The sequence below is a fragment of the Aquabacterium sp. genome, from assembly GCF_034003525.1.
In the GTDB taxonomy this organism is placed as follows: domain Bacteria; phylum Pseudomonadota; class Gammaproteobacteria; order Burkholderiales; family Burkholderiaceae_C; genus Aquabacterium.
The window spans coordinates 1-25579 of the sequence record NZ_JAVEYN010000034.1 but is presented as its reverse complement, the minus strand read 5'-3'; the positions used below and the strand labels follow the sequence as shown (position 1 = coordinate 25579).

Annotated in this window: 27 protein-coding genes and 1 other RNA gene; 8 read left to right on the top strand and 20 right to left on the bottom strand. The window is 61.8% G+C overall.

The window, feature by feature from the left end; translation table 11 throughout:
* Window positions 1-78: 78 nt before the first annotated feature.
* The 3 genes from RBT42_RS15005 to RBT42_RS14995 all read right to left on the bottom strand — a co-directional run bounded on the left by RBT42_RS15005 (window position 79) and on the right by RBT42_RS14995 (window position 3386).
* The gene (locus tag RBT42_RS15005) at window positions 79-1023 is read right to left on the bottom strand and encodes a flagellin (RefSeq protein WP_320366554.1); all 945 of its coding nucleotides are present in this window, start codon (window positions 1021-1023) and stop codon (window positions 79-81) included.
* A gap of 226 nt (window positions 1024-1249) precedes the next feature.
* Window positions 1250-2191, bottom strand: a complete 942-nt coding sequence (locus tag RBT42_RS15000; RefSeq protein ID WP_320366552.1) for a flagellin — start codon at window positions 2189-2191, stop codon at window positions 1250-1252.
* Window positions 2192-2441: 250 nt separating this feature from the next.
* Entirely contained in the window at window positions 2442-3386 is a 945-nt protein-coding gene (locus RBT42_RS14995; protein ID WP_320366551.1) for a flagellin, read from the bottom strand.
* A gap of 301 nt (window positions 3387-3687) precedes the next feature.
* On the opposite strand from RBT42_RS14995, the gene RBT42_RS14990 reads away from it, so the two are divergent.
* Window positions 3688-5628: a tetratricopeptide repeat protein gene (locus RBT42_RS14990; RefSeq protein ID WP_320366549.1), complete on the top strand. Its 1941-nt coding sequence runs from the start codon at window positions 3688-3690 to the stop codon at window positions 5626-5628.
* A gap of 210 nt (window positions 5629-5838) precedes the next feature.
* The gene (locus RBT42_RS14985; protein ID WP_320366547.1) at window positions 5839-7056 is read left to right on the top strand and encodes a glycosyltransferase family 2 protein; all 1218 of its coding nucleotides are present in this window, start codon (window positions 5839-5841) and stop codon (window positions 7054-7056) included.
* Between the two features lie 92 nt (window positions 7057-7148).
* Here the strand turns inward: RBT42_RS14985 and RBT42_RS14980 are convergent, their stop codons facing one another.
* The 14 genes from RBT42_RS14980 to RBT42_RS14915 all read right to left on the bottom strand — a co-directional run bounded on the left by RBT42_RS14980 (window position 7149) and on the right by RBT42_RS14915 (window position 18845).
* Complete coding sequence (locus RBT42_RS14980; protein WP_320366545.1) at window positions 7149-7787, bottom strand: hypothetical protein; 639 nt, start codon at window positions 7785-7787, stop codon at window positions 7149-7151.
* 11 nt (window positions 7788-7798) lie between these two features.
* Window positions 7799-8713 carry an NAD(P)-dependent oxidoreductase gene (locus RBT42_RS14975; RefSeq protein ID WP_320366544.1) on the bottom strand — a complete coding sequence of 305 codons (915 nt, stop codon included), beginning with the start codon at window positions 8711-8713 and terminating at the stop codon, window positions 7799-7801.
* Between the two features lie 8 nt (window positions 8714-8721).
* Complete coding sequence (locus RBT42_RS14970; protein ID WP_320366542.1) at window positions 8722-9954, bottom strand: class I SAM-dependent methyltransferase; 1233 nt, start codon at window positions 9952-9954, stop codon at window positions 8722-8724.
* A complete protein-coding gene (gene rfbC / locus RBT42_RS14965) occupies window positions 9951-10502 on the bottom strand; it encodes a dTDP-4-dehydrorhamnose 3,5-epimerase (protein ID WP_320366539.1) in 552 nt (183 codons plus the stop codon). Before rfbC ends, RBT42_RS14970 begins: the two co-directional genes overlap by 4 nt.
* A complete protein-coding gene (gene rfbG, locus RBT42_RS14960; RefSeq protein WP_320366537.1) occupies window positions 10499-11602 on the bottom strand; it encodes a CDP-glucose 4,6-dehydratase in 1104 nt (367 codons plus the stop codon). The genes rfbC and rfbG overlap by 4 nt, the downstream gene beginning before the upstream one ends.
* Entirely contained in the window at window positions 11599-12375 is a 777-nt protein-coding gene (gene rfbF, locus RBT42_RS14955; RefSeq protein ID WP_320366535.1) for a glucose-1-phosphate cytidylyltransferase, read from the bottom strand. The genes rfbG and rfbF overlap by 4 nt, the downstream gene beginning before the upstream one ends.
* Window positions 12376-12460: 85 nt before the next feature.
* Entirely contained in the window at window positions 12461-13510 is a 1050-nt protein-coding gene (locus RBT42_RS14950; RefSeq protein ID WP_320366533.1) for a glycosyltransferase, read from the bottom strand.
* Between the two features lie 88 nt (window positions 13511-13598).
* Window positions 13599-14726 (bottom strand): deoxyguanosinetriphosphate triphosphohydrolase, encoded by a 1128-nt coding sequence (locus tag RBT42_RS14945; RefSeq protein ID WP_320366531.1) that lies wholly within the window; start codon window positions 14724-14726, stop codon window positions 13599-13601.
* A gap of 15 nt (window positions 14727-14741) precedes the next feature.
* Window positions 14742-15866: a 3-dehydroquinate synthase gene (gene aroB / locus RBT42_RS14940; RefSeq protein ID WP_320366529.1), complete on the bottom strand. Its 1125-nt coding sequence runs from the start codon at window positions 15864-15866 to the stop codon at window positions 14742-14744.
* A gap of 100 nt (window positions 15867-15966) precedes the next feature.
* Window positions 15967-16064: signal recognition particle sRNA small type (gene ffs, locus RBT42_RS14935), an RNA gene on the bottom strand.
* Between the two features lie 28 nt (window positions 16065-16092).
* Complete coding sequence (locus RBT42_RS14930) at window positions 16093-16407, bottom strand: YkgJ family cysteine cluster protein (RefSeq protein ID WP_320366527.1); 315 nt, start codon at window positions 16405-16407, stop codon at window positions 16093-16095.
* 4 nt (window positions 16408-16411) lie between these two features.
* Window positions 16412-17080 (bottom strand): dienelactone hydrolase family protein, encoded by a 669-nt coding sequence (locus tag RBT42_RS14925; RefSeq protein ID WP_320366525.1) that lies wholly within the window; start codon window positions 17078-17080, stop codon window positions 16412-16414.
* Between the two features lie 59 nt (window positions 17081-17139).
* Window positions 17140-18273 (bottom strand): AIR synthase-related protein, encoded by a 1134-nt coding sequence (locus RBT42_RS14920; RefSeq protein ID WP_320366523.1) that lies wholly within the window; start codon window positions 18271-18273, stop codon window positions 17140-17142.
* Window positions 18274-18368: 95 nt separating this feature from the next.
* Window positions 18369-18845, bottom strand: a complete 477-nt coding sequence (locus RBT42_RS14915; protein WP_320366521.1) for a hypothetical protein — start codon at window positions 18843-18845, stop codon at window positions 18369-18371.
* A 226-nt stretch (window positions 18846-19071) separates the two neighbouring features.
* Between RBT42_RS14915 and rpsP the strand changes: the two genes are divergently transcribed.
* The 6 genes from rpsP to RBT42_RS14885 all read left to right on the top strand — a co-directional run bounded on the left by rpsP (window position 19072) and on the right by RBT42_RS14885 (window position 23172).
* Complete coding sequence (gene rpsP / locus RBT42_RS14910) at window positions 19072-19332, top strand: 30S ribosomal protein S16 (RefSeq protein ID WP_320366519.1); 261 nt, start codon at window positions 19072-19074, stop codon at window positions 19330-19332.
* 10 nt (window positions 19333-19342) lie between these two features.
* Complete coding sequence (rimM, locus tag RBT42_RS14905; protein WP_320366517.1) at window positions 19343-20026, top strand: ribosome maturation factor RimM; 684 nt, start codon at window positions 19343-19345, stop codon at window positions 20024-20026.
* A 29-nt stretch (window positions 20027-20055) separates the two neighbouring features.
* Window positions 20056-20844, top strand: coding sequence for a tRNA (guanosine(37)-N1)-methyltransferase TrmD (gene trmD, locus RBT42_RS14900; RefSeq protein ID WP_320366515.1), 789 nt, complete (start codon window positions 20056-20058; stop codon window positions 20842-20844).
* A 132-nt stretch (window positions 20845-20976) separates the two neighbouring features.
* Window positions 20977-21333 carry a 50S ribosomal protein L19 gene (gene rplS / locus RBT42_RS14895; RefSeq protein WP_320366513.1) on the top strand — a complete coding sequence of 119 codons (357 nt, stop codon included), beginning with the start codon at window positions 20977-20979 and terminating at the stop codon, window positions 21331-21333.
* Between the two features lie 95 nt (window positions 21334-21428).
* Window positions 21429-22124 carry a CoA pyrophosphatase gene (locus RBT42_RS14890; RefSeq protein ID WP_320366511.1) on the top strand — a complete coding sequence of 232 codons (696 nt, stop codon included), beginning with the start codon at window positions 21429-21431 and terminating at the stop codon, window positions 22122-22124.
* A 55-nt stretch (window positions 22125-22179) separates the two neighbouring features.
* Window positions 22180-23172, top strand: coding sequence for a CobD/CbiB family protein (locus RBT42_RS14885; protein WP_320366509.1), 993 nt, complete (start codon window positions 22180-22182; stop codon window positions 23170-23172).
* Window positions 23173-23236: 64 nt separating this feature from the next.
* Here RBT42_RS14885 and RBT42_RS14880 read toward each other — a convergent pair whose 3' ends face one another.
* From RBT42_RS14880 to RBT42_RS14870, 3 genes are all read right to left on the bottom strand, one after another.
* Window positions 23237-23539, bottom strand: a complete 303-nt coding sequence (locus RBT42_RS14880; protein ID WP_320366508.1) for a hypothetical protein — start codon at window positions 23537-23539, stop codon at window positions 23237-23239.
* A gap of 38 nt (window positions 23540-23577) precedes the next feature.
* Window positions 23578-24540 carry a ribosome small subunit-dependent GTPase A gene (gene rsgA, locus RBT42_RS14875; protein ID WP_320366506.1) on the bottom strand — a complete coding sequence of 321 codons (963 nt, stop codon included), beginning with the start codon at window positions 24538-24540 and terminating at the stop codon, window positions 23578-23580.
* A partial coding sequence (locus RBT42_RS14870; RefSeq protein ID WP_320366504.1) for a M48 family metallopeptidase occupies window positions 24537-25579 on the bottom strand: 1043 nt, incomplete at its 5' end. The genes rsgA and RBT42_RS14870, both read right to left, overlap by 4 nt.

Sequence of the window (25579 nt, the reverse complement as noted above, 5' to 3'; positions counted from 1 at the left end):
AGGTAGACATTGGCTTATTCGACACCTTAGCGTACTTCTTTAGGGTAATCGAAAGCGTGTCGTTTCGCTTGGATCCGCTTAGCCCAACAGCTTGAGGACCTGTTGGGGCAACTGGTTTGCCTGGGCTACCATGGCGTTGCCGGCCTGCTGAAGGATTTGGGCTCGCGACAGGTTTGCAGTTTCCGCAGCGAAGTCGGCGTCCATGATGCGGCCTCGGGCGGCAGACTGGTTCTCAATGTTGACGGCCAAGTTCGAGACGACTGCCTCGAAACGGTTTTGGGCGGCACCAAAGACGGCGCGCTTATCGTTGATTTTATCTAGCGCGGCATCAATGACCTTGATGGCAGCATCGATGGCCGTGGTGTCCACTGCCGATGCGACGTCTGAGGCGCCAACGCCGCCAATTGCGATGCCAACCCCCGTGGCCGCAGGTCCGGTCCATTGTCCGGTGACCGTGGCCAATACCACATCGTCAGCTGCGCCACTTGTGGCGGAGGCTGCAGCAACCGGCGTACCGCCAGACAATCGTACGCGATCAACAATGATTCGATCATCTGCCGTAGTGTTGGCGCCGACTTGGAATTCGATGGTGGTGGCTGCGGTGCTTTCGAACAGCTTCTGCCCATTGAAGGTTGAGCCATTCACCGTGCGGAGGATTTCCGACTGTAACTGACGGAACTCTTTCTGAAGATTGGCTTGATCGCCTGCTGAGTTAGTTGCATTGCGAGACTGCACAGCAAGCTCGCGCATGCGCTGAAGGCTGTCCCCCATCTTGCCGAGTGCGCCTTCTGCCGTTTGTGCGTAAGAGATGCCGTCGTTGGCATTTCGAACGGCGACGTTCATGCCTCTGATCTGAGTGTTCATACGCTCAGCAATGGCGAGTCCAGCTGCATCGTCTTTGGCGGAGTTGACCCGAAGTCCAGAAGACAGGCGCTGCATTGAGGTCGCCAGTGACGTTTGGGACGTGCTCAGGTTACGCTGTGCGTTCAGTGAGTTCAGGTTCGTATTGATCGTCTGTGCCATGACACACTCCTAAAGGATCGTAGGACTCGCGGCGGTAGCGCCGACCTAGTGCGGGTGGGCCAAGACGCATCGGAAAGATCACTTGGCCAGTGGACTCAATGTTCGGGGTTTTTGCATCAGTTCAACAGCCAAATAACAGCCGATTTGCCGGCCAATTCAAAACGGAAGAGCCACCCGAAGGTGGCTCTTGTTGATCCAATTTTTAAGCTGTGAAAGCGCTGGGTGTTTACTGCAGGAGACGCAGGACTTGCTGCGGGAGCTGGTTGGCCTGGGCAATCATGGCGTTGCCAGCTTGCTGCAGGATCTGGGCACGCGACAGGTTGGCCGTTTCGGATGCAAAGTCAGCGTCCATGATGCGACCGCGAGCCGCAGACTGGTTCTCAATGTTGACGGCCAAGTTCGAGACGACTGCCTCGAAACGGTTTTGGGCGGCACCAAAGACGGCGCGTTTGTCGTTGATTTTGTCCAGCGCGGTGTCGATGACTTTGATGGCATTGTCAATCGCAGTATTGTCCACGGTGGAGGCGGCCACGGCGACACCCACGCCACCAATTGCAATCCCGGTGGCTGCGGCGCCTCCGCCCCATGCACCCGTGACCGTCGCCAAGATAACATTCTCCGCTGCGCCTGCGGTCGCGTCCCCGGCGGTCGCTGCGGTACCACCCGCCAGCCGAGCACGCTCAATGCCAATGCGGTCATCGGCAGTTGTGTTGGCGCCGACCTGGAATTCGATGGTGGTGGCAGCCGTGCTTTCAAACAGCTTCTGGCCGTTGAAGGTGGCGCCGTCCATGGTGCGCTTGATTTCTTCTTGCAGTTGGCGGAATTCCTTCTGCAGGTTGGCCTGGTCGCCGGTGGAGTTGGTGGCATTGCGCGACTGCACGGCGAGTTCACGCATGCGTTGCAGGCTGTCACCCATCTTGCCCAATGCACCTTCCGCGGTTTGCGCGTAGGAGATGGCGTCGTTGGAGTTACGAACCGCTACGTTCATGCCGCGCACCTGAGCGCTCATGCGTTCAGCGATCGCCAGACCTGCCGCGTCGTCTTTGGCTGAGTTGACACGGAGACCAGAGGACAAGCGCTGCATGGAGGTGGCCAAGCTCGACTGCGATGTCGACATGTTGCGCTGTGCGTTCAGCGAATTCAGGTTGGTGTTGATGGTCTGAGCCATGAGTGAACTCCTCTATGTGGAACCCTAACCGGATGTCTTGGATGAGCTTCTTTGACCGATCTATCTCGATGCGCGCTCTGTTCTGTCATCCGGACTCCAGGGTTGTTTCCAGCCCCGTTGTAGTAGTTATCGGATGCCATCTCAGGTAACTTGAGAGAAGTTTGCGCAGGAGTGCGGCCCGACCCAACGAAAAAAGCCGCCCGTGGGCGGCTTGCTGAGGGGTGAACTGCGGCAGCTTGCCGCAAATTGTTTACTGCAGGAGTCGGAGGACTTGCTGCGGGAGTTGGTTGGCCTGGGCAATCATGGCGTTGCCAGCTTGCTGCAGGATCTGGGCACGCGACAGGTTGGCTGTTTCGGATGCGAAGTCGGCGTCCATGATGCGGCCACGAGCTGCGGACTGGTTTTCGATGTTGACGGCCAAGTTCGAGACGACTGCCTCGAAGCGGTTCTGGGCTGCGCCGAAGACGGCGCGTTTGTCGTTGATCTTGTTCAGTGCGGTATCGATCACCTGAATGGCGGCGTCAATCGCAGTGTTGTCCACCGTCGAGCCGGCTGTTACGGCTCCCACACCGCCGATTGCAATGCCGGTCGCCGAGGCTCCGCCAGACCAAGCTCCAGTGACCGTGGCCAGAATCAGGTCGTCCGCTGCTGCTGCAGCAGTTGCGGCTGATGCAGCACTAACCGTGCCGCCAGTAAGGCGAGCGCGCTCAATACCAATGCGGTCATCGCTGGTGGTGTTGGCTCCGACCTGGAATTCGATGGTGGTGGCAGCGGTGCTCTCAAACAGTTTTTGACCGTTGAACTTGGCGCCATCCATGGTGCGCTTGATTTCTTCTTGCAGTTGGCGGAATTCCTTCTGCAAGTTGGCCTGGTCGCCGGTGGAGTTGGTGGCATTGCGCGACTGCACGGCGAGCTCACGCATGCGTTGCAGGCTGTCACCCATCTTGCCCAATGCACCTTCCGCGGTTTGCGCGTAGGAGATGGCGTCGTTGGAGTTGCGAACCGCTACGTTCATGCCGCGCACCTGAGCGCTCATGCGTTCAGCGATCGCCAGACCTGCCGCGTCGTCTTTGGCTGAGTTGACACGGAGACCAGAGGACAAGCGCTGCATGGAGGTGGCCAAGCTCGACTGCGATGTCGACATGTTGCGCTGCGCGTTCAGCGAATTCAGGTTGGTGTTGATGGTCTGAGCCATGAGTGAACTCCTATCTAGATGGTGCTGCTGAGATCGTCCGAAAGGGCCGGCTGGCGTAGAAACACCTTGTCAGGTTGGCTTGGACGGTTCATTGCGGCGCTGTGATCTTGATATCGGCGTTCTGGCGCCTTGCTTTAGAGGATTTTTCGCTCGATCACCCGCTCCATCTAGGGGCTGTTGCGTGGAGGCCGTCGAGAAGCGGTTTGTTCAAGGTGTTTACTGAGCTTTCCGTGCCGGTTCAGATTGCTTAGACTCAAGCGTACTCAATCCGCCTCCGATCGCTTTTTTGTAAAGGTTTGTCATGCCTGCATCTGTCAATCGACTTCGTCGATCTGGCCCATCGTCAAAGGCTCACGCGTTGTGGGAGAAGGGGCGCTTATTGGCCAAGGAAGGGCAATGGTCCCTTGCTGCTAAAGCCTTTGAGTGTGCAGTGGAGCTTGACCCGAAGGACGAGGTCTATTTGCTCAATGCGGCCCAGGCTTGCTTCAATGCTGGGCAACTGGAGGCGTCGGTGCAGCATGCCAAGAGGGTGATTGAAATCGATAATGCAAGTGAGCTTGCCTATCAGATGCTAACGCGTGCCCTTACGCGCATGCACCGGCATGCCGAAGTGTTGGCCTTCATGGGGAGCATGCCTGGTGAACTCCGACACACAGTGGAGTACTGGGTCGGGCTTGGTCTGGCGAACCAAGCTTCGGGGAGGCCCAATGAGGCCATCAAAGCTTACATGTCGGCATTGGAAATTAAGCTTGATGATGCGACGGTGCACTACCGTATGGGTTTGTCGTTCTATGACCTCAAGCTTAAAGAGGAGGCAGCTGAATGCTTTCGCACAGCCCTAGCGCTGGGTCTTGGTCCTTATACGTTGCATGCCTTGGGGCTATTGGTGTATGCGGAGCGGGAGAGTTGTCGCTGGGCTGTGGCGGCGGATGATTGGGGGCAGATCGAGCAAGTTTTGAGCAGTGTGGCTGATGATGCGGCAGCGCCGGCTGCTGTTTTTGCACACGCTGTGTTAACGGATGATCCCGCGCACCTATTGAAGGTCGCGGGCTTGATGGCAAACATGTGGAGAGAGGTTCCCGCTGTTGCGCGTGAAGCGCAGGTGTCATCCGCTTCTCGTGAGCGGCGAGTAAAGGTGGGTTATGTGTCTAGCGATTTTCATGATCATGCAACATGTGTGCTGATGGCCGAAATGTTGGAGCATCATGATCGCTCGCTATTTGAGGTTTATTTGTACTCCCATGGTGAGGATGATCACTCCAGCATGCGGCGAAGAATTGAAGTTGCTGGGGAGCATTTCGTGGATCTGATAGGGTTGGATGATCAGCAAATAGCCGAGCGAATCGCGCAAGATGGTGTGGACATATTGATAGATCTCAAGGGCTACACAGCTAACAATAAATTTGGAGTATTCGCGAGGAGACCGGCGCCATTGCAGGTGTCGTTCTTGGGTTTCCCCGGGACAACTGGTGCATCTTTCATTGATTACATCGTGGGTGATCCCGTCGTGACGCCCCTGAATCATTCGTGCTATTACAAAGAGAAAATAGTGCAGATGCCTGTTTGTTATCAGCCTAATGATCGCCAGAGGCCATTGCCTCAGGCAATGAGCAGGTCGCAAGTCGGGCTTCCGGATGATGCTTTGGTGTTGTGTGGATTCAATCAGGCCTACAAGGTCTCACCAGACGTCCTGTCAGTCTGGTGTTCTTTGCTCACCAAGTTGCCTGGTTCTGTGCTGTGGTTGTTGGACTGGCATGGGCAAGCCAAACCTAACTTGGAGAAAGAGCTCGTCGATCGTGGTGTTGATCTATCCCGTGTATTTTGGGCTCCACGCGTTGCTTTGGCTGAGCATATTAGTCGCGTAGCTTTGGCTGATATCTTTATTGACACATGGCCATGTAATGCTCACACAACCGCCAGTGATGCACTCTGGGCAGGTGTTCCGCTGGTGACATTGATCGGTGACACCTTTGCTTCACGTGTGGCTGCCAGCCTCTTGAATGCTGTTGGTGCTTCGGAGTTGATCGCTCAGGATGAACATGATTATGTTGCCAAAGTCTTGCGCCTTGCTACTGATTTGACGCTGCGAAATGAGGTGAGACAAAAGTTGGTGACGGCGCGTGAGCAAGCACCGCTGTTCGATAGCAAGCGCTTTGCTAAGGATTTTGAAGGGCTGCTTTTACGCATGCTGGATAAGCACGCAAATGGGCTGATGCCCGATCATTTGTCAGCCCTGCTCTAGGGCGGTCGGCTCCACTGGTCTCGTGGTTTTTCATGGTGCTCGGCGATGAGTTAATTCAGCCTTGTACAGCCCGTTGATGATCTCGGGCAGAGCGTTGTCGTAGTGGCAAATTCGAATTGGGGTCGAAGTGTCCTGTTCATCGAAGATTTGTCGCTCGCTTCGCTCCCCATACTGTCGATCAGTTGCGCTGCTTTTCTGAGGCCCCATAGCATGACCACTCCCCTTGTTAGTTTTTGCATTCCCACTTACAACCGTGGTCGCTACTTGGAGTCCTTGCTGGACAGCTTGTGCGCTCATTTGCCGGCATTTCCTTACGAGTTTGAGATTGTCATTGCTGACAACGCCTCGCCGGACCGGACTCAGGAGGTGGTCGAGGCCTTCATGCCCAAGCTGCCCATCCGCTACATCCGGCATGAGGAGAACATCGGTGGCTTTCCAAACTTCCAGTTCGTGATGGCCCAGGCCGCTGGGCGCTACGTCGTCTACTTGGCCGATGACGACAGCATCATGGTGGAACATGTAGCGTCGACCATCGGCAAGATGGAAGCTGACCCCGAGATTGCCGTTGTGTACGCGCCTTGGGTGCTGTACGACCTGGTGGCAGACAGAACGCTAGGCCAGTTCTACAACGTACCGCGCGACCTTCGCATTGCACGCAACCAGCACCGCGAGTTGCTGGATCACTTGTTGCGCCACCACATCTTTCCGGAAGTCCAGATCGTGCGCCGCGAAGTGTTGCAGCGCTTGCTGCCTCGGATTAACGAGCATGCTTTCTTTGCCTTTGTGCACGCGGCCGAGTACCTGGGTCAAGGGGCCGTGCTCATCCAGCAGCAACCCTTCTACGTTGCCATCACTAACTACTTTGCCGATGAGGTGCGCCAGCAGCTCGGCAATGAAGAGGTGGAGTACGCGTGGGACCGCTACCGCGGCGGTCTGGAGTACGTGCTGGCGCGTGCCCGCGACGTGAGCGCCGAAGAGCGTATCGGCCTGCAGGTTCGCATCCAGCAGATGATCGCTGTGCGCATGTCGGTCGCGATTCGCATGCGCTGCGGCTACCGTCGCAATCCGATCGACACTCACATGATTGCAATGCGCTTGCGGGGCATGGGCTATGAAGTGCTCAGTCCGGTACCGATCCCCCAACTGGCCACCGAGGCGGCGCTGCACTTCTTGCTCCATGACGGCGAGTTGACTCGTGGTATCCGTGAAATTCTCTGCATCGGCACCTACGAGACCGATGTTCAGGAGTACCTTCGGAGTTCGACCAAGCTGCCCTTGCGGTTCGCGAGCAGCCCGCCTGACGCGGAGGCCTTGGAGCACACGCTTGTGTTTGCCCGGACCGAGTGTAAAGAGCAGGCGCGGCAGTATGCCGAGCGCGGCGTGCGTGTGATGACCGAGGGTGACTTGATGGCTCGGTTTCCTCGATGAACGGACGCCCTTAGGCTTGCATACTCGTGAAATCTGGGTTTAGATGCCAAGTTACCGGTCCGGCAGTGAGCGTGGCGCACGATCACGCCCTTTCAGGTATCGACAAAATAGTCGCGCCAAATCTCGCGCCGTGCTGGTTTAAAGATGGGGCCTTCGGGCCCTTGAAGGACATAGCAATCGCCGGGGGTGTCTGTGTCTACCAGGCACACGCCTGGTGCGAGGACGGTGTTGGCCCGCACATGACAGTTGCCGATCACCATGGCATTTGGAAATAAGACCACGCGCGCTTCCAGTACGGGGCGTTCGCCGCCCACCTTGCGCCCGACGGTGCAGCCCTGGTGAATCAGCAACTGGTTGCCATAGCTGGCCTTGGCGAACACCAAGCCGGGCGTGTGACTCAACATGAAGACATCCGGCAGCGCCACCTCGTAGAACAGCTCCAGCGCGTGAAGTGCCTTGTTCAACAGGAACAAGCGCGTGGCTGTGGCCGTGTCGCCCAGGTTCATACCGACCTCGTGCGAAAGGAAATAGAGAAACGTGGCGTACTGGCTCGACACCAGCGGGTCGAAGCCAGCTCGCCACGGTTTCACGCGGGTCACGCAGTACTGTGTTCGCTCAAGTGCGGTTGGCAGTGCCGCCGCGATGGAGGTTAGGTTGTCGTGACCGTCCGGATAGGTGTTTTGAAGTTGCCGGCAAAGGAAGCCAGCCAGTTCATTCGCCGTGACTGTCATGCCATTGCTCCTTATTGGTTTTCATGAACCGATCCTTGATGTTGAGCTCGCCACCATGCCAGGGTATGGCGAAGGCCTTCGCTCAAGCCTATCTCCGCATGCCAGCCGAGTGAGCGCAGTACATCGTCGCTGCCCACCAGTCGCTGCGGGTCGCCCTCACGTGCTGGCAAGGCACCCACGCGCAGCAAGTCTGGGCGCTGCGCTAGCTCGGCTAACTCTGCGGCCAACGTTCCGATCGGTGTTGCTCGACCAGTGGACAGATCCAGTGCTCCTGCATGTCGACGCTCGCTCACCAGCATCATCATGGCAGCCAGGTCTCCGACGTATACGAAGTCGCGTTCAAGCGTCCCTGGACCGGTGGCAGCCGGCAGGCCAGCGAGCAGTTGCCTGCTCAGGCTAGGGACCAGTCGCTGTGGTTGCTCACCGGGCCCAAAGGGGAAATAGATGCGACCCCAAGCCAGAGGCAATCCAAGTTGCTCTGCGCGGTCGAGTGCGAGCAGCCGCAGGGCGGCCTTGCTGCGTCCATAACGGGTAGCCGCCGTGCAGCCACCAGAGGGCGGTTGTGTCGGTTTGCGCCAATCGTCTTCGGCGCAGGTGCCAGCAAATAACGCATGTTCGCCGCCGACCGCGGCAAACTCGTCTAGCAGCGCCAGGCTGGCCAGCACCCAGTCATGGTTCCGCGGGTCGTGCCAGTAGTGGCCGTGGGCCGTGGTCCAGGCAAGGTGAATCAGATGGGTGGGCTTCAGATCTTGCAGCAGGGCGTAGCGTGGTGCGGCGTCCAGCAGGTCCAGCGTATGCCAGTAGCAGCCGGGGAGAGGTGTTGGCGGGGTGCGGCCCACAGCATGCACCTCGGCTCCCGCTCTCACCAGACGAGCCAGCAGATGCCTGCCGACGAAGCCACTGGCGCCGGTGAGTAACACTTTCATGACTGGCTTCAAGGCTGGTCGAACACGTGCAACTTGGGCACGGCGACGACAAAGCGACAGCCCCACTCGCGCACATAGTCGAGTTGAGAGCAGATTTCGTTGCGCAGGTTCCAGGGCAGGATCAGTATCACGTCAGGGCGTGTGGCACGCAAGTGTGATTCAGCCACCACGGGAATGCGCGAGCCAGGCAGGAAGCGCCCTTGTTTGTGCGGCGAGGCATCCACCACATAGGGCAGCAGGTCGGGGCGGATGCCGGCATAATTGAGCAAGGTATTGCCTTTGGCTGCTGCACCATAGGCTGCGACGGTCTTTCCTGCGCGTTTTTGCTCGATCAGAAATGCCAGCAGATCGTCCTTGATTCGGTTGGCTTGAACTTGCAGTCCGGCGTAGAAGGCGTCGCCCTGCATACCCGCACTTGCTTCCCTGGCAAGAAAATCGGCCACGCTGGCTTGCTCGGGGCGTTCATGCTCAGCGTGTTGCGCCCACACGCGCAGCGATCCGCCATGAGTAGGCAGCTCTTGCGCATCCCAAACGCGCAAGCCGTGCGCGGCCAGGATACCTCGCACCGTGCTCAGGCTCAGGTAGGAGAAGTGCTCGTGGTAGATGGTGTCGAACTGAGATTGGTTCACCAGTTGCAGCAGGTGGGGGAACTCCAGCGTGATGCTGCCTTGCGGCGCCAGCACCACCTTGAGGCCAGCGACAAAGTCGTTGATGTCGGGTACATGGGCCAGCACGTTATTGCCCAGGACCAGATCGGCCTTCCGGCGCTCGCTGACAAAGCGCTGCGCAAAATCGAGCCCGAAGAAGGACTCGATGCTTTCGATGCCCTTAATCCGGGCCACTTCGGCGGTACTGGCGGTGGGCTCGACGCCCACGCACGGAATACCGTGGTCGCGCACGTATTGCAGCAGGTAGCCGTCGTTGGAGGCGATTTCCATGACCAGTGACTGCGGGCCCAACTCCAGGCGCTCGACCACATGCGTCACGTAGTTGCGGGCATGTGCTAACCAGGATTTGGAGTAGGAGGAAAAGTATACGTAGTCGCTGGAGAACAGCGCATCGTGGCGCTGCACCTCGTCGACCTGCACTAAGCGGCACTTGCGGCAGACGTAGGCCTTCAGCGGGAAGTGCAGTTCGGGCTGGTCCAAGTCTTGTTCGCGCAGGAAGGCGTTGGACGGTGGCGCCGAGCCCAGATCTATGAACACGTCGCGCAGCGGCGCCTCGCAGTGACGGCATTTCATGCCTGCACTCCTGAAAAATAGGGTGTGATCAAGGGGTGTTGCCGATCTCGTTCGGACAGCACGCTCACTGGCAGTGGCCAGGCGATGGCCAGGCGAGGATCGTCATGGCGCACGCCGCCTTCGCAATCAGGACGGTAGGCGGCAGTGTGCTGGTAGAGCAGTTCCACGTCGTCGCACAAGGTTTGAAAGCCATGGGCGCAGCCTTCGGGAATGAAGAGTTGACGCTGGTTGTCTTGCGACAGCTCGACCGCATGCCAGCGTCCGAAGGTGGGCGAGCCGGCGCGCAGGTCCACGGCCACGTCAAAGACGCGTCCGCGCAGGCAGCGGATCAGCTTCGCCTCCAGCGCCGGGGCGCGCTGAAAATGCATGCCGCGCACGGTGCCGCGCTGTGCGGTGTAGGAGAGGTTGGTTTGCACAAAGCGCAAGTCGTGTCGAATGCTGGCGAACAAGTCGACGCAGAACAGCCGAGTGAGTTGTCCGCGCTCGTCTCCGCGTGGCTCGGTCTGAACCTCCCACAGGTCAGCGATGGGGGTGGCGTGCAGCTTCATGCGCAAGCCCAAGACAAGCCATGCTTACGCGCGGCGTGAACATAGTCGCGCAGGTCGTCGTAGCTGAGGATAGTGGCGCGCTCGTGGTGTGTGCGGTACCACCGCGCCGTGCGCTCTATCATGGTGTCGGCCTGCCACACCGGGCGCCAGCCCAGTTGCTGTTCTGCCTTGCCGCAATTCAGGTGCAGGAGGGCTGCTTCGTGGGGGTGCGGCGAGGTGTCATGAGTGTGACGCACAGCCGGCCAGTGCGCGGCGAAATCGGCGATGACTGCCCCCACGCTGAGGTGTCCTTGCGCCGGAGGACCAAAGTTCCAGGCCTGTGCAGCGGTGTGTGGATCCTTCAGCAGCCGCTCGCCTAGCATCAGGTAGCCCGACAGGGGTTCGAGCACGTGCTGCCAGGGGCGCGTGGCTTGCGGGTGGCGGATTTCGGTGACGCAGCCGGAGACGGCGGCGCGCACGAGGTCGGGAATCAGGCGATTTTGCGCCCAGTCGCCTCCACCGATCACATTGCCCGCGCGGGCGGTGGCCAGGCCCACCGGATGGCCGTGGGCGGGGTGCACCAAGAAGCTGGCGCGGTAGCTGGATGAGACTATCTCGGCGCAGGCCTTGGAGGCGCTGTAGGGATCGTGTCCGCCCAGTGGGTCGGTCTCACGGTAGCCCGTCGTCGTGTTGCGGTTGTCGTAGCACTTGTCGGTGGTGGCGTTGACGACGGCGCGCACAGAGGGTGTCGCGCGCACTGCTTCGAGCAGGTTCACCAGGCCCATCACGTTGGTGTTGAAGGTGCCGACTGGGTCGATGTAGCTGCGCCGCACCAGAGCCTGCGCGCCCAGATGGAAAACCACTTCTGGCTCAAAGCGCTGCACGGCTTCGCGCACGGCCGAGGCATCGCGTAAATCGATGAGGGCCTCGTCCAGGCTCAGGTTCAGCAAGCTGGCGTGGTTGGGTGTGGTGTCCGCCGGCAGCGCCAAGCCGCTCACCTGGGCGCCCATCTGCTTCAGCCACAGCGCCAGCCACGAGCCTTTGAAACCGGTGTGCCCGGTAATCAGCACCCGCCGTTGATGGTAGGTGTTGCCAAACAGGCCTGGCAGCGCGGCGTTCATGCCCAGACCTTCCAGGGGGCGCTTTGGGTCTGCCACATCTCTTCGAGCCGCATCTTGTCACGCAGGGTGTCCATCGGTTGCCAGAAGCCTTCATGGCGGAAGGCCGACAGCTGGCTTTCCTGGGCCAGCGTCTCCATGGGGCCGCGCTCCCAGATAGTTTGATCACCCTCCCGGATCATGTCGATGGCGTGAGGCTCCAGCACGAAGTAGCCGCCATTGATCCAGCTACCATCACCCTGGGGTTTCTCTGAAAAGCGTGTGATGCGCTGCCCCTCGATGTCCAGAGCGCCAAAGCGGCCCGGCGGCTGCACTGCTGTGACGGTCGCTAGGCGGCGCTGGCTGCGATGAAAAGCGACTAGCTTCGTTATGTCGATGTTCGACAGACCGTCACCATAGGTAAAGCAGAATGACTCGTTGGGGGTGAGGTAGTCGCGCACGCGGCGCAGCCTGCCACCGGTTTGGGTGTCTTCGCCGGTGTCCACCAGAGTCACCCGCCAGGGTTCGCTGTGGCGATGGTGTACCTGCATGTGGTTCTCGGCAAGGTCGAAGGTCACGTCCGAGGTATGCAGGAAGTAGTTGGCGAAATACTCCTTGATGACGTAGCCTTTATAGCCCAGGCAGATCACGAAGTCGTTGATGCCGTGATGCGAGTAGAGCTTGAGGATGTGCCAGAGCACCGGCTTGCCGCCGATCTCGACCATGGGCTTGGGGCGGATGGAGGTTTCCTCGGCTAGGCGTGTGCCCATGCCTCCGGCAAGGATGACGGCTTTCATCGGTATGAGTCCATGTAATGCGACGACTTGGTCGCTAAGCGCGACGGTGCGCATCTTGGCTCGGCGTGCTGTTTGTGTTGAGTGGTCATCGCGGTTGAGTTGCCAATTTGTAGAGATCAGCCTTGGCCGTTAACCCCAGGCTGTCATAGAACAGCATCAAATTGTGTGCCGCGAGGTGACTGCCTCGCCCGTGGACTGCACCGTCCAGAACTGGGTTATCGCCTATCTCCAGGCAGCGCGTCCAGCAAGACTCAATCATGGGTAGCAGGGCCTCAGCTTCATCAGGGTGTGTCACGGCATAGCTCAGTAACACATCTCCCAAGGTGAAGAAAAAGTCTGCTGAGTGTTGCCAATTGGGCATCTCGGATTCAGCCAAGTGGATAGCGTCTGGCAGACGGTTCGCTTGCTTTAAAGCGAACAGTGTGCGAACCACCAGATCATGCCGGTATGCTCGATTCAGAGGGCATAAGCGCAGCGCCTTTTCATAAGCATCACATGCTGCGTTGAAGCGATCATGAACTTCATGATCTTTGCCCAGTTGGTATTGCAGGTAAGCGTCATCAGGTGCTGTTTGTATGGCGATTTCTAGTAATTTCTGATTGCGCGCGCCCTTGGCTTGCATTTGCTCCGGCATGTAGCCGTCATGGTGCAAATGAACATCTAGATCAATGCAGGAGAGGGAAAAAATGGGCTGCTCATGGATGCTGCCCTTGTAGTAGATGCCTGAGGGCAGCACCCGGGGGATCCACGTTGATGACGTTTGAGGCGGAATATCGCTATTAGAGAGAAAGTTGCTGTTCACATCAATGCGACCTACAAAATTAGGTGCCTGTTGCGCAAGCATCTTCAACACTTCGCCACCTTCGCTGAGTGTTTCGTCGGCGTCTACGACGATATTCCAGTCTGCCTGGCTGAGCGCCAGGGCAGCGTTGCGAGCGGCAGCAAAGTCATCGACCCACGCAAAGTGATGTACCTGTGCGCCTTCGTTACGTGCAATTGTGGCGGTGTCGTCGGTTGATCCGGTATCTAGCACGATCATCTGGTCCACCCAGGGACGCAGGCTGCGCAGGCTGCGCGCAATGCAGCGCGCTTCATTGCGGGCAATCATCACAAGGGCGGTTTTATAAGTAGGCATGATGGCGCAATGGCTAGGTGCTATTGATTTTCGGTTCACCGAACCATGTCAACCTTCGAAAAAGCCTCGGATTTCTCCCTTTAACTGCTCAAAACACCCTTCGCCCCGTCAACCTCTCATGCTCCCGCACCGCAAACCGATCCGTCATCCCCGCGATGTAATCGGCCACCGCCCGGTGCAGATCTCCTCTCTGCGCGAAGTCCGAAGGCATCGCTGAAGGCTGCGCCACATACGCCGCAAACAACTCCGACAGCACCTGCTTGGCCTTGGCGGTCGTCTCGTTGACCTGCGGATGCCGGTACAGTTCCTTGAACAAAAAGCGCTTCAAGGCCGTGCTGTCTTCCCGCATGGCAGCGCTGAACCGCACCAACGGCGGGCACTGCCTGGCCTCATCCGCCGACATCGGCATGTGCTCCGCCAGCAGGGCCTGTGTCGCGCCAATCACGTCATACACCTGCTGCGATAGCATTCGCCGAATCGTGTCAAACAGCAGCCGGCGCCCTTGCAGTTGCGGAAACTCCGCCAGCGTCTCATCCCGAAAGCGCACGAACAGCGGCACCGCTTCCAGCTGTTCCATCGTGATCAGCCCGGAGCGCACGCCATCGTCAATGTCATGGGCGTTGTAGGCGATTTCATCGGCCAGGTTGCACAGTTGCGCCTCCAGGCTGGGTTGTGAACCTTCCAGAAACCGGTGCCCCACGCCGCCTGGCTCTTGAGCCTCCAGCATCTCAGCATGCCGACGCGAGCAGTGCTTCAAGATACCCTCACGCGTTTCAAACGCCAGGTTCAGGCCGTTGTAAGCGGGGTAGCGCTCTTCCAGTTCATCCACCACCCGCAGTGACTGCAGGTTGTGCTCAAACCCGCCGTGTCCTTGCATGCACTCGTTGAGCACATCCTGCCCGGCATGGCCGAATGGCGTGTGCCCCAGGTCATGCGCCAGGGCAATCGCCTCGACAAGGTCCTCATTCAACCCCAGCGAGCGCGCAATCGAGCGCCCCAGTTGCGCCACCTCCAGCGAGTGCGTCAGGCGCGTGCGAAACAGGTCGCCCTCGTGGTTCAGGAACACCTGGGTCTTGTACACCAGGCGCCGGAACGCCGTGCTGTGCACGATGCGGTCGCGGTCGCGCTGAAAATCGCTGCGGGTGGGGGCGGGCAGTTCGGGGAAGCGACGCCCCCTTGTCTGCTCAGGATGACTGGCGTAGGGGGCGAGGCTCATGTGGGCGTGGGCTCGTCAGCGGGTGTGGGCTGCGATCACGTCGCGCACGATCGACTCGGGGGCGGGACGCATCCCCGCCTGTCCCAGCGGGCCGATCACCACGAAGCGGATTTCGCCGCCTTCGGCCTTCTTGTCCACCTGCATCAGCTCCAGATAGCGGTCGGCGCCCAGGTCCGGCGCGGTCACGGGCAGGCCGGTGCGTGCAATCAAGGCGCGGATGCGCTGCGAGGTGGCCTCGTCGATCAGGCCCAGGCGGGCCGACAGATCGGCGGCCATCACCATGCCGGCGCCGACGGCTTCGCCGTGCAGCCACTCGCCGTAACCCAGCCCCGCCTCGATGGCGTGTCCGAAGGTGTGACCGTAGTTGAGGATGGCGCGCAGGCCGGACTCTTTCTCGTCCTGCCCAACCACCCAGGCCTTGATCTCGCACGAACGCTGGATGGCGTGCTTTAACGCTTGACGATCGCGGGCCAGCAGTTGGTCCATGTGGGCTTCCAGCCAGCTCAGGAACTCGGCGTCGGCAATCGGGCCGTATTTGATGACTTCGGCCAAACCGGCCAGCAGTTCGCGCTGGGGCAGGGTGTCGAGCGTGGCCAGGTCACAGATCACGCGCTGGGGCTGATAGAAGGCCCCGATCATGTTCTTGCCCGCCGGGTGGTTGATCGCAGTCTTGCCGCCCACGCTGGAGTCCACCTGGGCCAGCAGCGTGGTGGGCACCTGAACAAAGGGCACGCCGCGCATGTAGCAGGCGGCCGCAAAGCCGGTCATGTCGCCAATCACGCCGCCGCCCAGCGCATACAGCACCGTCTTGCGGTCAGCGGCTTCTTCCAGCAACTTGGTGAAGACCTGGTTCAGTGCAGGCCAGTCCTTGTACTGCTCTCCATCGGGCAGTTCCACGTCCAGCACGGCCTTGTGGTGCGGCGCAATGGCGGCACGCAGCGCGGCGGTGTAGAGCGGGCCCACCGTGGTGTTGGTGACGATCAGGGCTTTGGACGACTTGGGCAATCCGGCGAACGTGGCCGGGTCCTGCAACAGGCCTTCGCCGATCAGGATGTCGTAGCTGCGATCACCCAGGTCAATGGCGACCGTGGACGTGCCGGACGACGGGGTGGAGGCGGGCGGAAGGGGGGTCGATGCCATGAACGCTGTAGGTCGCAGGTGAAAACGTGGTGCACACGCCCCGAACTTCGCGGAAGTTCGGTCCCAGCCGCGACGCATGGGGCATCAAACACAATGAATAGGTGACGAGCCTGATCCTGGCACTGTTGGCTAACGGTTAGGGCTGCTTCGTTCCCGACCTGACCCGGTTGGCCGCGCCCCCATGCAGGGAGGCCCGTCACGGACGATTATAGGTGATCCTGATCGCTCAGGTGGTGGGCAGGCCATGCTTCGCGCGGGCGCGCAGGCATTGTGCGTCGCCAGCCTGCAGGGCGTGGCAGGTGCTTGATCGCAGGGGGTAGATCGTGCAACCCACCTGCTGCCCGATTTCGCCGCTCAAGGCTTCACAGCGGGGCTGGCGGGTGGAGGTGCCCGCCATGCAGCGCTGGTAATGATCGAGTTTCTGGGTCAGGCCGACCGGGACGGTGCCTCCTGGGGCGTCATCGGCCTCCCCCCAATAGAAAGAGACCCGGAAGTAGGCGCAACAGGCGCCACAGGTTTGGCAGTCAAAGGCGGCGCTCACAAAATCACTTGTGCAGGTACTGTTGCAGGAAGGTCACGGTGCGGTTCCACGCCAGGGTGGCGCAGGCTTCGTTGTAGACCTCAGGGCGGGTCTTGTTGACGAAGGCGTGGTCGGCTTCGTAGTGGTGAAGGTCGGGCGTCTGGCCAGCAGCCTTCATGGCCGATTCCAGTTGGGCCACTGCGGCAGGCGTGCACCAGCCGTCCTTCGTGGCGAAATGACCCTGGAAGGGGATGCGGATCTGGGCGGGGTCGGCAAATTCGGCGGGTGGGATGCCGTAGAAGCACACGGCTGCGGAGACGCCCTTGAGGTGCACGGCCGCGGCCACGGTCAGCGCGCCGCCCATACAGAAACCGGTCACGCCCACAGGCTGGCCTCGCTGGGCCAGGAAGTCCACGGCACCGCGCAGGTCCTGATAGGTGGCGTCGCCAAAGTCCAGCCCGGTCATCAGGTGGTTGGCTTCGTCGGCATCGGTGGTCAGGCGCCCACGGTACAGGTCAGGCGCCAGCGTGGTCAGGCCGGCAGCGGCCAGGCGGTCAGCCAGGTCCTTGATGTGGTCGTTCAGGCCCCACCATTCCTGGATCAGGATGACGCCGGGTGTGCCGGCGCCGGCATCGGCCAGGTAGCCTCGGGTCGTGCCGCCATCCGGGCGGGTGAAGTCCATCATCTGCCCCATGGTTCATGCTCCTCGTGTGGGCGGCGGGGCGATCCCGCCGCGGCAGGGTTCCAGCAGGTTCAGCGCAGTTGCAACTCTTCCGCGCCGTACACCACGTTCAGGGGTTCGATCACCACCTGCTTGGGGCCGTCTTCCACGCGGCCGGCCACCCAGGCGTCAATGCCGAGCGACTTGGAGATGGCCACCACGCGCTCGGCCTGTTCCGGCGCCACGTACAGCGCGAAACCGGCGCCCATGTTCAGCGTGCCGTAGGCCTCGTGGTCGTCCAGGCCGCATTCCTGCTGCATGAAGGCCAGCACCGGGGTCTTGGGCGGCACGTTCGTGATGCGGTAGGTGAGTTGCTTGGGGTGACGCAGCAGCTTGCGCCAGCCGTGGCCGGTGACGTTGGCGCAGTAGTGCGGGATGATGCCTTCCTTGGCCATCGCTTCGGTCACGGGCGAGTACAACGTGGTGGGGGCGAGCAGGGCTTCGCCGAAGCTCTGGCCGTTGCCGATGTCCGTCAGATAACCCTGGGGTAGGCGCTCGGCCAGCTTGCGCGCCAGCGACAGGCCGTTGGCGTGGATGCCGCTGGAAGCCAGGAAGACGATGGCATCGCCCGCGCCCAGCTTGTCGCCCACCGACAGGCGGGTCTTGGGGCTGATGATGCCGGTGCACGATGCAGCCAGGTCCACGCGGCCATCGGCCACGATGCCGGCCAGCGCGGGCGTTTCACCGCCGCCCCAGGCGACGTTGCACACTTCGCAGGCTTTCTTCCAGCCGGCCACCAGGGCGTTGGCGCGCACCTTGTCGCCAAACCAGTCGGAGCCGCCGGCGGCCCAGTAGGCTTGCACCACCAGAGGCGTGGCGCCCACGGTGATCAGATCGTTCACCGCCATGGCGATGGTGTCCTGTGCGATGCCGTCGTAGTAGCTCTTGCCGGTCAGCGTGGCCATTTCGTCGGCCACCAGGGTCTTGGTGCCCAGGCATTCCACGATGGAGGCCAGGTACATCGGGCCCACATCGACCACATAGGCCGATTCGCCGCGCGAGGCCAGCACTTCGCTGAAGCCATGGCTGGCCAGGTGGCCACCGGTGGCGGCCGCAGCACGCTGAGCGGCCACCTTCAACGGGTCGATCAGGTCATAGTTGACACCGGCCTGGTCGTAGGTGAGGGGCGCGTTGGCGTTGTGATGCGGATCGGTGGGCGTGGTCATGGCGCGTCAAAGAGCTATCGGGTCACAAAACCGTGATTATCCGGTAAGGCGCACCGCCTTGTGCGCGCAAGGGCTCGTTGGCGCGGCCTGGATGATCACTGGCTGAGCTTGCGAGCCTCTTCCACCTGGTATTCGAAGTAGCGCTGGCCCGAGAAGGCGATGGTGGACATCAGCACGGTGGCGCCCAGCATCAGCGCCAGGATCACGCCGATGATGGCGGTCCAGCCGCTGGGGCGGGCGCTGTGGGTGTCAAGCCCGGCGTTGTGGCGCGTGTGCCAACGCTCGTCGGGCATCAGGCCGTAAACGATGGCCTGCAGCATGGTGCCCGCCACCATGAAGCCCAGGATGGGAATCAGCAGCCAGGACAGTTGGTCGTCCTGCCCGAACTCGGCCACCCGCCGCAGGCCCCAGGCGCCCAGCACGGTAGGCAGGGGGTGCAACCAGGCCCAGACATCGCTCAAGCCGTAGAGGTAGAAGCGGTGCGCGCCCATCGGGCCACCCAGCAGGGCCAGCCATGTGGCCACCGTCTTGGAGCGCAGCGTGGGTGGGGTGTCAGTGGGCGTGTCGGTCATGTGTGGGTGAGGGTGCTTGGCGCACAGCTTCAAGTCAGACTATAATTTGCGGTTTTCCAGCCCGAGTTGGGTGGTTTCCATGGCGAGCGCCTTGAAACTGCCTGGCGCGTATCTAAACGGGACGGATGATTGGAGCGGTCGGGCGGGTGCCTGACCGAGCCTTGGCTGCTTGACCCCGAGTGTCTCCCGGGAAGAGTGGTCGCCCATTCAAACTGAAGGACACATCATGGTCGTGATTCGACTTGCACGCGGCGGCTCCAAGAAGCGCCCTTTCTACAACATCGTCGTTGCTGAACAGAAGAACCGTCGTGACGGTCGCTTCCTGGAGCGCGTGGGTTTCTACAACCCCCTGGCTTCTGGCAACGCCGAAACCCTGCGCCTGTCGCTGGACCGCGTGGACGCATGGGTCAAGAACGGCGCTCAGCCGTCTGACGCCGTGAGCCGCCTGGTTGTGCTGGCCCAGAAGGCTGCCGCGCCTGCCGCCTGATCGAGGCCGCATGAACGATCGCTCGACCTCTGCGCTGGTGCTGGATGACGGTGTTGTCTGGCCTGAAGATGCGGTGGAAGTCGGGCGCATCGTGGACGCCTGGGGCGTGAAGGGGGGCATCAAGGTTATGCCCTTTTCTTCCGATCCTCAGGCGCTCTTCTGCACGAAGAAATGGTTTTTGCGCCCGGCCGAACAGGCTGCGGGCGCTTTGTCGCGTCCGTCTGCCAAGACGGGCGAAGCCGGTGCCTCGGCCGCGAGCAAGCCTGCTGCGCCCAAGTCGCCCGCTGCGACGCCGGCCCGTTTGGCTGCCCCCCGTTTTCTGCAGATGAAGACGGTGCGCGAGCAGGGCGACATCATTGTCGGGACCGCCGAAGGGCTGGAAGACCGCAATGACGCCGAAGCCCTGAAGGGCGCCCGCGTGTTCGTGTCGCGCTCGGCCTTCCCGACGCCCGACGCCGACGAGTTTTACTGGGTCGACCTGATCGGCCTGAATGTGGTCAACCGCCAGGGCGAGTTCCTGGGCCAGGTCGCCGACCTGATGGCCACCGGTCCGCACAGCGTGCTGCGTTGCGTGGTGCCTGCGGCTGAAGGCCAGGACGCCACTGAGCGTCTCATCCCTTTTGTGTCGGCCTACATCGACAGTGTCAGCCTGGCTGACAAGCGCATCGTGGCCGACTGGGGCCTGGACTACTGATCCCCCTCTGATTGCACCGGAGGGCTGAGATGGCCGTTCGCTTCGACGTCATCACTCTGTTTCCCGAATTGTTCGCCCCGTTCCAGACGGTGGGCGTGACGCGTCGCGCGTTTGAGGCCAAGGCGGTTGATGTGCGCCTGTGGCCGCTGCGCGATTTTGCCGAGGGCGTGTACCGCCGGGTCGATGACCGGCCTTTTGGCGGCGGGCCGGGCATGGTCATGCTGGTTGAGCCCCTGGTGCGTTGTCTGTCGGCGATCCGCGCTGACCAGGCGGCTGCCGCTGCCCCCCGTCTGCCGGTGGTGCTGTTCAGCCCGGCCGGCACGCCTTTGACCCAGCAGCGCGTACAGCAACTGGCCGAAGGGCCGGGCGCCGTGCTGGTGTGCGGGCGCTACGAAGGCATTGACCAGCGTTTCATCGACGCCCATGTGGACGAAGAGATCAGCCTGGGTGACTATGTGCTGTCGGGGGGCGAACTGCCGGCCTTGACCTTGATCGACGCCGTGACCCGCTTGCAACCGGGGGTCTTGCACGATGCGGCCTCGCACGAGCAGGACAGCTTCTCGGATGGCCTGCTGGACTGTCCGCATTACAGCCGCCCTGAGGTGCTGGACTGGCCGGCCGATGGCAATGAGCGGGACGTCGAGGCGGCCGTGCCGCCGGTGCTGATGTCAGGCCACCACGCCCACATTGCGCGCTGGCGCCGGGAGCAGCAATTGCGCATCACTGCGCAGCGTCGCCCCGAGCTGATCGAGGCGGCCAGGGCGCGTGGCGAATTGTCCAAACACGACGAACACTTTTTATCTCAACTCACGCTATAATCTGCGGTTTTCCGATCCTCTACCCGGCTACCATTTTTTCACCCCGGTCGAGATCCTTGTGAACCCCTCTGGTGAACACAAGGCGTCGTGACTGGATTTTCAAGCGCGGGCAAGATCAATTAGGAGCTTTTGATGGCCAACATCATTCAACAGCTCGAGCAAGAAGAAATTGCTCGTCTGAACAAAGAGATCCCTTCTTTCGCCCCTGGCGACACCGTGATCGTTTCGGTCAACGTGGTGGAAGGTACCCGCAAGCGCGTCCAGGCTTACGAAGGCGTCGTGATCGCCAAGCGTAACCGTGGCCTGAACTCCAGCTTCATCGTTCGCAAGATCTCGAGCGGCGAAGGCGTGGAACGTACGTTCCAGTTGTACAGCCCCCTGATCTCCAAGATCGAAGTCAAGCGTCGCGGCGATGTCCGACGCGCCAAGCTGTACTACCTGCGTCAGCGCAGCGGCAAGTCGGCACGTATCAAGGAAAAGCTCTCCTGATCGTTGCCTCACCACGGCGACATGCCGTGGTGTTCACCGTTCGCCCCAAAGCCGCCTGCTGCGCAAGCCCAGGCGGCTTTTGTTATGGTGTGGCCATGGCTTTGAAAATCGACCCCCACCAGGCCGAGCGCTTGGGCAGCGATGGGCACCTGCCTCCGGTGCCGCAAGAGCGGCTGACGCGCGAGGCACTGATCCAGCGTTTTGCGGCGCCGCCCGAATGGCAAACCGATGCCGACAATGAGTTGTGGATCCGAGCGAAGGAGTTCGTGCCCGCGTCGGTGCTGGTGCCGCTGGTGGTGCGCGACCAGTTGTCGGTGCTGCTGACGCAGCGCACGGCGCATTTGAAGAAGCACGCCGGGCAGATCAGTTTTCCCGGAGGGCGACAGGAGCCGACCGACCTGGATCCGGTGGCCACGGCCTTGCGCGAGGCGCAGGAGGAGGTGGGGCTGGACCCGGCCCGGGTGAAGGTGCTGGGCACCTTGCCGACCTATGCGACGGGCACGGGCTTCCTGGTCACACCCGTGGTGGGTTTGATCGACCCGCTGGAAGATGAGATGCAGCGCTTGAAGCTACAGGCCGATGCCAACGAAGTGGCCGATATCTTCGAGGTGCCCTTGCCCTTCTTGATGAACCCGCAGTTCCATGAGCGCCATGCGCTGGAGGTGAGTGGTGCCCGTTTCGAGTTTTTTTCGATGCCCTGGCGACCGCCGCACGAGCAGGACCGCGAGTATTTCATTTGGGGGGCCACCGCCGCGATGTTGCGAAATTTCTACCGCTTCCTGTCGGCCTGATGTCTGTGCACGTTTCTGCCACATGCCTGCGTGAGTGGGCGGCTATGATCACACCATGAGTTTCTTTGCCGTGCTCTTCGCCTTGTTGGCGGAGCAGCTCAAGCCTTTGTCGACGCTCAACCCCATCCATCAAGGTTTGACGAGCTGGGTGCGTTGGGTGGGTCGCAATTTTGACGCGGGTGCTGATGTGCACGCCCGCGTGGTCTGGGCCGTCACCGTGGCGGCACCGGCGGTGCTCGTGGGCCTGATCTATGTGCTGGTGAACCGCTACAGCACGGTGCTGGCGCTGGTGTGGGATGTGGCCGTGCTCTACCTCACGCTGGGTTTCCGCCAGTTCAGCCACAACTTCACGGCCATCCGCGACGCGCTGGAGCAGGGCCGCGAAGACCGCGCCCGCGAGCAGCTGGCGCACTGGCAGCATCTGGACGCAAGCGACCTGCCTCGCACCGAGGTGCTGCGCCATGTGCTGGAGTATTCGCTGCTGGCCGCACACCGCCATGTGTTTGGTGTGTTCTTCTGGTTTGTGGCCTTGTCGTCGATGGGCCTGGGCCCGGCCGGCGCGGTGCTGTACCGCATGGCCGAGTTCGCCAGCCGCTACTGGTCGTACAAGAGCCAGGTGACCGGCACAACCACGCACGATCGCCTGATGAATCTGTCGCTGACGCTGTTCACCTGGCTGGACCATGTGCCCTCGCGCATGACGGCCTTCGGCTTTGCGGTGGTTGGCAATTTCGAGGATGCGGTGGACGCGTGGCGCCGTCATGCGGTGCTGTGGGTGCGTCCGAACGAGGGCACGATCCTGTCGGCGGCCTCGGGCGCCTTGGGTGTGCGTCTCGGTGGTCAGGCAGCCCCGAGTGCCGATGGCCGCGACGTGAGTCGCACGCTGAACCAGGGCGACGGCTCGGACGTGATCGACGCCGAGGGCAGCACGACCGGTGTGCCGCCGGAAATGGCCCACTTGCGCAGTGTGGTGGGGCTGATCTGGCGCTCGGTGGTGCTGTGGATGCTGCTGCTGGCGTTGCTGTCGCTCGCCAACCTCATTGGTTGAGCGATCGCGGTTGAGTGACCAGCTGACAAGGTGGTCACTCAGGCGATCGGCCTGAAGCGCCGTTTCAATCCCGCTTCGGTGTGGGCGGGTTCAGCGTCTTGTTCGACCAGTCCTGCGCGCGGGCCAGCCATTCCACCAGGGCCGACACCATGTCTTCGCGGCTGAACGAGCAGCTTTCTTCGCTGAACAGCGCGGCGCTTTCCAGTTGGTTCAACAAACGCTCCAGCACGTCCAGGTAACGGTCGGGCAGGGTAGGCTCGTGCTCTTGCGAGGCGTCGCGCATCGTGCGGGCCAGGTCTTCCAGCGACAGGGCGCCGATGGAGAAGGCATCCAGGGCATCGGGGATCAGGGACAGGGTGTCGTTCATGGTTTTCGTGCAGATCGGGTGTCGGCAGTGCGGTGGTGTCACCAGCGCTGCTGGCTGAGCTCGTCAAACAGGCCGGTGTAGAGGCTCAGGCGCATGGGGCTGATCTCGCCGCGTTCGGCGGCAGCCCGCACGGCACAGCCCGGCTCTTGGCGGTGGGTGCAGTTGTAGAAGCGGCAGTCCGCGATGTGGGCGGCGATGTCCGGCATCCACTTGGCGAGCTCGGTGGGCGCGATGTGGTGCAGACCGAATTCCTGAAAGCCGGGTGAGTCGATCACGGCACTCTCGTGGCTGTCGTCCAGCCAGTACCAGAGGCTGGTCGTGGTGGTGTGGCGGCCGGAGTTGAGCGCCTGCGAAATCTCGCCCACTTCGGCGCGGGCGTGGGGCAGCAGGGTGTTGATCAGTGTGCTCTTGCCGGCGCCCGACGGGCCCAGCACCAGGCTGGCCTTGCCTTGCAGCAGCGGCATCACCTGAGCCTTGGCGGCCTCGGCGTCGGAGGTGAGGGACATCTCGACCACGGGGTAGCCCATGGCGCGGTAGGGGGCGAGGCGCTGGCGGGCGGTGTCGGCACCGGGCAGGTCGACCTTGTTGAGCACGATGGTGACAGGGATGTCGGCGTAGCGGGCGGCCAGCAGGGCGCGGGTGAGCTGCGCCTCGCTGAACACAGGCTCGACGGCGATCCACACCAGCATCTGATCCAGGTTGGCGGCAAAGGACTTGCTGCGCCATTCGTCTTGCCGGTAGAGCAGGTTACGGCGCTCTTCGACCTGCACGATCAGGCCTTCGCCGCTGCCCTCCAGCGTCGGTTGCCACAGCACGCGGTCCCCCACGACGGCTTCACTCTTCTTGCCACGTGGGTGGCAGATCAGGCGGCCGCCTTGCTCGTCTTCGACGATGACGTGACGGCCGTGGGTGGAGACGACCAGGCCGCGCTGGCACTGGCTGGTGTCGGCGTCCTTGCCCTTGGCTTTGCGCAGGGGCGCGTTGTGGCCGTGGCGCTTCATGCCTGCATGGCCGCCAGGCGCTCGGAGGCGGGCGGGTGGGAGTAGTGGAAGCGGACGTACATGGGGTCGGGCGTGAGGGTGGACGAGTTGTCCTTGTACAGCTTGATCAGGGCGCTGGCGAGGTCTTGGCCGTTGGCCTGGGCGCAGGCGTAGGCGTCGGCCTCGTACTCGTCCTTGCGAGAGAAGTAGGCGAACACCGGGGAGATGAAAAAGGCGAAGGGCGGGAGGGCCAGCATGAACAGCAGCAGGGCCAGCGCGTCGTTGGGGGCGCCGAGGTTGGGGCGCACGCCCAGGCCGGTATAGAAACCGACCTGCTGCGACAGCCAGCCCAGCAGGGCGAAGCCGGCCAGGCTCAGGGCGAACATCATGACCATGCGCTTGAGCACGTGGCGATGTTTGAAGTGGCCGAGTTCGTGGGCCAGCACGGCTTCGACTTCACCGTGGGTGAGCTTGCTCAGCAGGGTGTCGTAGAACACGACGCGCTTGGCGGCGCCCAGGCCGGTGAAGTAGGCGTTGGCGTGGGCCGAGCGGCGGCTGCCGTCCATGACGAAGAAGCCCTTGGCGGTGAAGCCGCAGCGGGCCATCAGGGCGTTGACGCGCTCGATCAGACCCTGGTCTTGCAGGGGCTCGAACTTGTTGAACAGCGGGGCGATGAAGATGGGGAAGATCACCATCAGCAGCAGGCTGAAGCCCACCCAGGCGCCCCAGGCCCACAGCCACCAGTTCGCGCCCACGGCACCCATGAGCCACAGGATGAGGGCGGCGATGGGGCCACCGAGCAGCAGGCCCAGCATCATTTGCTTGGCCTGGTCGCCCAGCCACATGCCCCAGGTCATGCGGTTGAAGCCGTGCTTTTGCTCCAGGCGGAAGGTGTGCCAGGCTTCGAGCGGGAGTTCGATCAGGGCGCCGATCAGGGTGAAGGCGCCCAGCAGCACCAGTTGGTAGGGCAGGGCGCCCCAAGCGGGCAGCACGGCCTCGCGCACGGCGATGTTGAGCGCGTCGAGGCCGCCCAGCAGGGTCCAGCCGATGAGCACGGCGG